The following is a 2,193-nucleotide window of genomic DNA, read 5'->3' on the forward strand; positions in this document are numbered from 1 at the left end:
GACCTCGGCCTCGAGCGCTACGGCTACAAGGTGCACCCGATGGGGCCGTACTACCAGGCGTTTCCCGAGGGCGGCTCGTTGACGATCTACGAGGACGACCCGGCCCGCACGCACGAGCAGCTCGCCAAGTTCTCCAAGAAGGACGCCGACGCATGGCCCAAGTGGAACGAGTGGCTGGAGGGCATCGCCGACGTGATGGGGCCGCTGCTCACCCAGGTGCCGCCCAACATCGGGTCGCGGAAGCCGTCGGACCTTCTCGGCCTCGCCAAGCTTGGTTGGAGTCAGCGTGGGATGACCACCCGCATGATGGGCGACGTCACCCGGCTGCTGACCATGAGCATCGCCGACCTGCTCGACGACTGGTTCGAATCACCGCAAATAAAAGGCGCATTGGCCGTCAACGGAGTGATAGGAACGTGGGCCGGGCCGTACGAGCCCGGCACCGCATACGTCATGGCGCACCACTCGATCGGTGACGTCGGCGACGGGCAGCTCGGCAGCTGGGGCTTCCCGGAGGGTGGCATGGGCGGCGTTTCGGAGGCCATCGCCCGCTCTGCCCGCAGTTTCGGTGCCGAGATCCGCACCAAGGCAAGGGTTTCCCGTCTGAACGTGCGCAATGGCAAGGTTCGGGGAGTAGTCCTCGAGAACGGTGACGAGATCAGCGCCCCGCTGGTCGTCACCACACTGCATCCCCGCACCGCGTTCCTGGACCAGATTCCCCGCGCCGAACTGCCCGACGACTTCGTCAACGACATCGAGCACTGGAAGACCCGCAGCGGCGTCGTGAAGATCAATCTCGCGCTGGGTGAACTGCCCAACTTCACCGCCGACCCCAGCTCGGGGATCGCCGAGCATCTCACCGGATCCGTGGAGATGGCTCCCACGATGGAGTACATCGAGGCGGCGTTCCAGGAGGCTCGCACCGGTAAGCCTGCGCTGATGCCCTTCAGTGACGGCGTCATCCCCACCACCCTCGACAAGACCCTCAATCCCGATGGCACCCACATCATGTCGCTATTCACGCAGTGGGTGCCCGCGGAGTGGAGCCAGGAGCCGCACACCCAGGAGCTCGACGCCTACGCCGATCGGCTCATCGATCTCTACGATCAGGTCGCGCCGGGCTTCAAATCGTCGGTTCTGCACCGCGACGTCGTCGGTCCGCACGAGATGGAGCAGGAGTACGGCCTGATCGGCGGCAACATCTTCCACGGTGAACTCTCCCTGGAACAGCTGTTCCACATGCGGCCCGCACCCGGTTTCGCCGACTACCGAACGCCGATCGCCGGGCTCTACAACGGCAGCTCGGCCACCCACGCCGGCGGTGGGGTGTGCGGCATCCCCGGCTGGCAGGCCGCGAGGGCCGCGCTGGCCGACAAGAAGCGGGCCGATGGGCGGATACGCGCCGTGCTGAACCGCCGGTCCTAGGGCGTTCCCGTGGGCGACGACGCACGCCGGGCCGCGGTGGCCTCGATGCTGGGGGCGCGGTCGGTGGCGGTCGTGGGCGCCAGTGCCCGGCCCGACAGCTTCGGCGCCAGGATGATCATCGAAGCGCAACGAAGTTCGGCCCGAATGCATCTGGTCAATCCGCGCTACGACAGCATCGGCGATCTGCCATGTGCGTCATCGCTCGCCGACCTCGACGAGCCGGTCGACCTGGTGCTGCTCGGGGTGCCGGACACCGCGCTGGTCGACCAGGTGGCCGCCGCCGCCGACGCCGGGGCGCGGTCCGCCGTCGTGTTCGGCGCTGCGAACGGCGTCCGCGACAAGGTGGCCGCCGTTGCATCCGAGGCGGGTATGGCGCTGTGCGGCGCGGGCTGCATGGGCTTCGTCAACAACGCAACCGGCCTGCGCGCCCTTGGATACCTGGAGCCGGACCCCGTGCCGCCGGGCGGCGTCAGCCTCGTCACGCACTCCGGGTCGGCGTTCTCCACGTTGCTGAGGTCCCGGCGCGGGTTCGGGTTCCGTCTCGCCGTGTCGTCGGGCCAAGAGCTCGTCACGGACACCGCGGATTACGTCGACTATGCCCTCGACACGGGTACCGAACTGATTGCGCTGCTGCTGGAGACCCCCCGCGCGGTGCCCAGGCTCCGGGCGGCCCTGCACAGGGCGCACGAAAAGGGCGTGCCCGCGGTGATTCTGCCGGTCGGCCGGTCCCCGCGAGGGCAGGCGATGGTGGCGGCGCACTCGGGTGCG

2 protein-coding genes are annotated in these 2,193 nt (G+C 68.4%); both read left to right on the forward strand.

The window, feature by feature from the left end; all coding sequences use genetic code 11:
* Positions 1–1,425 (forward strand): phytoene desaturase family protein (locus tag ACRDUX_RS24180; RefSeq protein WP_526417268.1); only part of this gene is annotated, 1,425 nt, incomplete at its 5' end.
* A 9-nt stretch (positions 1,426–1,434) separates the two neighbouring features.
* Positions 1,435–2,193 (forward strand): CoA-binding protein (locus ACRDUX_RS24185; RefSeq protein WP_526417270.1); only part of this gene is annotated, 759 nt, incomplete at its 3' end.

The organism is Mycobacterium sp. (genome assembly GCF_050701675.1).
Taxonomy (GTDB): Bacteria; Actinomycetota; Actinomycetes; order Mycobacteriales; family Mycobacteriaceae; genus Mycobacterium.